The following is a 3,371-nucleotide window of genomic DNA, read 5'->3' on the forward strand; positions in this document are numbered from 1 at the left end:
GCGTGCTTGAGGGTGGTGCGCGTGACGCCGTAACCGTCGGCGAGCGTGCGCTCCGGCGGCAGATAACTGCCCGCAGGGTGGCGTCCGTTGAGAATGTCCTCGCGCAGACGGCCTTCCAGCACATCGACGATGGTTTCGCGGGGCAGTGCCTCCACGCCGTCCTCCCAGTGGCTCAGTGGATGAGCCACTCAACCAGTACGGGGCGTCGGAGTCAACGGCTCCGGCACGGTCGATGCGGGGTTCCCACCGTTCAACTCTGCGCGTACGGGGGACAGATGGGCCGCATGGGCAGCCTCCTGTGCAGCGGCCGCGCTCCATAATTCGCTGGCTCTCGATCTCACCTCGGCGGGATGATCCCGGTACCTACGACGCCGTCCGTGGAGGCGTTCTCCCTGCCTGGGAAGGAACTGTGATGGAGACTGCCGCGTGCGAGCCGAGCGGCTCCGAGCCCGAGGTCCGTACCGGCGCAGGAGCGCTGCGCGGCAGGAGGGAAGAGGGCTTGGCGGTCTTCCGGGGGATTCCGTTCGCCGAGCCGCCGGTGGGCCGGCTCCGTTTCGCCGCACCGCAGCCGGTCGGGCACTGGGACGGCGTACGCACGGCCGCGTCGTTCGGCCCGCCGCCTCCGCAGGCCGGTCACTTCGGCATGGACGCGCTGTCCCGGGACTCGGCGGGCGACGACTGGCTGACGGTCAACGTCTGGTCGCCCGAGCCGTACCCGGGAGCAGGGCTTCCGGTGATGGTGTGGATTCCCGGCGGCGCCTACAGCATCGGCATGTCCAGCCTCCCCGAGTACGACGGGGCCCGCCTCGCGCGCGAGGGCGGTGTCGTCGTGGTGACCCTCAACTACCGCCTGGGAATCGAGGGCTTCGCCCACCTCCAGGGAGCTCCGGCCAACCGGGGCCTGCTCGATCAGGTGGCCGCACTGGAGTGGGTGCGCGACAACATCCGGGGGTTCGGGGGCGACCCGGACCGGGTCACGGTCTTCGGCCAGTCGGCCGGCGCGGGGTCGGTCGCCGCGCTGGGGGCGATGCCGCGTGCGGCCGGGCTCTTCCGCCGGGCGATCGCTCAGAGCGTTCCGGGGACGTACTTCTCACCGGCGCTCGCCACAGACATCGCCACCGCCTGCGCGGCCGAGCTGGGTCTACGGCCCACGGCGGCCGACCTGTCGGGGGTGGCCCCGAACCGGCTGCCCGCCGCCGGTGACGCGATCACCGCCAAGTCCGCCTCGTTCGCCGAGCGCTGGGGTCCCGTCGCTCACCGGTCGATTCCGTTCTCGCCCGTCGTCGACGGCGACGTCCTGCCCGTCGTCCCCTGGCAGGCCCTGGCCGAGGGGGCGGGCCGGGACGTCGATCTCGTCGTCGGGCACACCCGTGACGAGCAGCGGTTGCTGACCGCGCTCGACGGCATGCTCGGCCAGGTGACGGAGGAGCATGCTGCGACCGCGCTGCGTGTGTTCGCCCCCGGCCCGGACGGCGCACGCCGCTACCGTGACGGTTTCCCGGCCGCCGGCCCCGACGAGCTGTACGAACTGGTCACCTCGGACTGGCTGTTCCGCATGCCGAGCCTCCACCTCGCCCACGCGCAGGTCACCGGCGGCGGACGCGCCCACGTCTATGAACTGTCCTGGCCCGCCCCGGGCATGGGAGGCGTCCTCGGCGCCTGCCACGGCCTCGACGTACCGCTGGTGTTCGGCAACCTGAGCAGCGGCCAGCCCGCGGCGCTGATCGGTGACGCCCCCTCCCCCGCGGCCGAGGAGCTGTCCGCGCGCATGCGCACGGCGTGGACCGCGTTCGCCGCCCACGGCGATCCCGGCTGGGCGCCTTACGACATCGGCGAACGCCTCACCCAGCTCTTCGACACCCGGCCGGCCGTCACCGTCTACCCGGAGGAGACCTCGCGCCTCATCTGGCAGGACCACTGCATGTCACCACTGCCGCTGCTCTGATCGCCGCCGCCGGCCGACGGCCAGAGGTGCGGGGTCAGCGGGACGCCGGTGTCAGCGGGTCCGGCCGGGACAGGGTCTCCGCCAACGGCAGCCCGTCCCGCGTGGCAACGGTCCGACGCGCCCGCAGGTCGGCACGCGTGCGCGGACGGTACTTCGGCTCCTTGCCGCACCCGCACGCCGTCAGGCCCTCGTAGCGCAGCCCTTCGCCCAGGACCGCAGCGACCACGGACCAGCGGCGGGCGTCCCGCCTGGGCGGTGGAGCGAAGTCGTGTCCGGCGCACCGGAGGGTCCGGTCGCAGTTCGGGCACCGGTGCTCGCCACGGGGACTCGGATGCCGCTTGAAACTGACACGGCACGACACGCACGCGTAGTGCAGTTTGTAGCAGGCCATGGGGTAGAGACACACCGGCTCACCGTACTGAGCGGACCGGACGGCGGGCCACCCTTTTCAGCGGGCCGCCCGGCCGTCCGTCCGCCGAAGTGCCGTGCTCCGCCCTGCCTTTCGATCGTCCGCGACGAACTGCTTCGTCGCGGACCAGCCCTTCGTCACGGACGGGCTACTTCGATGCCGACGACTGGTCGCGGACGACTGGTCGCGGACGAGCTACTTCGTCGTGGACGAGGCTCGGCGCGGCAGCTTCCAGTTCGGGCGCGGGAAGTGGCAGGTGTAGCCGTTCGGGTAGCGCTCCAGGTAGTCCTGGTGCTCCGGCTCGGCCTCCCAGAAGTCGCCGACGGGCTCGACCTCCGTGACCACCTTCCCCGGCCACAGCCCGCTCGCCTCGACGTCCGCGATCGTGTCCGAGGCGATGCGGTGCTGCTCCTCGTCGGTGTAGTAGATGGCGGACCGGTAGCTGCGCCCGATGTCGTTGCCCTGGCGGTCCTGCGTCGTCGGGTCGTGGATCTGGAAGAAGAACTCCAGGACGTCCCGGTAGCTCGTGGCCGTGGGATCGAAGAGGATCTCGATGGCCTCGGCGTGGTCGCCGTGGTTGCGGTACGTGGCGTTCGGGGTGTCTCCGCCGCTGTACCCGACGCGTGTGGACAGCACGCCCGGCTGCTTGCGGATCAGGTCCTGCATACCCCAGAAACAGCCGCCCGCCAGTACGGCTCGCTCGGTTCCCGCTGTCATCGGTCGCTCCCTCGTCCTTGGCCGTGCTCCGGCACGGCTGTTGACGTGCCGGTTCTCACGTTGATCCAGCGTATAACCGCCTCGGGGTATTCCCTCGGGGCGTCCGGGGCCCCGGCGCCCGTGCGGTCACACGGTTCCCCCGTCCCGGCCCGGTGTCGGGCCCGCGGCTATCGAGAAGGAGATGACGAGGCCTGTGTCGGCGGCGAGCGCCCAAGTGAAAGCGACCACGGGGGGCAGTCCGGTGACGGGCACCCTCCATCGTCCAACATCCTCCCCCACTCCCCACGCCGCACGCATCTC

Annotated in this window: 4 protein-coding genes; 1 reads left to right on the top strand and 3 read right to left on the bottom strand. The window is 71.4% G+C overall.

The annotated features are described in order from the left end of the window. A partial coding sequence (locus tag AB0H32_RS47460; RefSeq protein ID WP_361135703.1) for a GntR family transcriptional regulator occupies positions 1 to 155 on the bottom strand: 155 nt, incomplete at its 3' end. A gap of 257 nt (positions 156 to 412) precedes the next feature. On the opposite strand from AB0H32_RS47460, the gene AB0H32_RS47465 reads away from it, so the two are divergent. After that, complete coding sequence (locus AB0H32_RS47465) at positions 413 to 1,945, top strand: carboxylesterase family protein (protein ID WP_361135694.1); 1,533 nt, start codon at positions 413 to 415, stop codon at positions 1,943 to 1,945. Between the two features lie 34 nt (positions 1,946 to 1,979). Here the strand turns inward: AB0H32_RS47465 and AB0H32_RS47470 are convergent, their stop codons facing one another. Then, complete coding sequence (locus AB0H32_RS47470) at positions 1,980 to 2,171, bottom strand: hypothetical protein (RefSeq protein WP_361135697.1); 192 nt, start codon at positions 2,169 to 2,171, stop codon at positions 1,980 to 1,982. Between the two features lie 378 nt (positions 2,172 to 2,549). Next, positions 2,550 to 3,071: a peptide-methionine (S)-S-oxide reductase MsrA gene (msrA, locus tag AB0H32_RS47475; protein WP_361135700.1), complete on the bottom strand. Its 522-nt coding sequence runs from the start codon at positions 3,069 to 3,071 to the stop codon at positions 2,550 to 2,552. Positions 3,072 to 3,371 lie beyond the last annotated feature (300 nt).

The sequence above is a fragment of the Streptomyces sp. NPDC020362 genome, from assembly GCF_040642095.1.
In the GTDB taxonomy this organism is placed as follows: Bacteria; Actinomycetota; Actinomycetes; order Streptomycetales; family Streptomycetaceae; genus Streptomyces.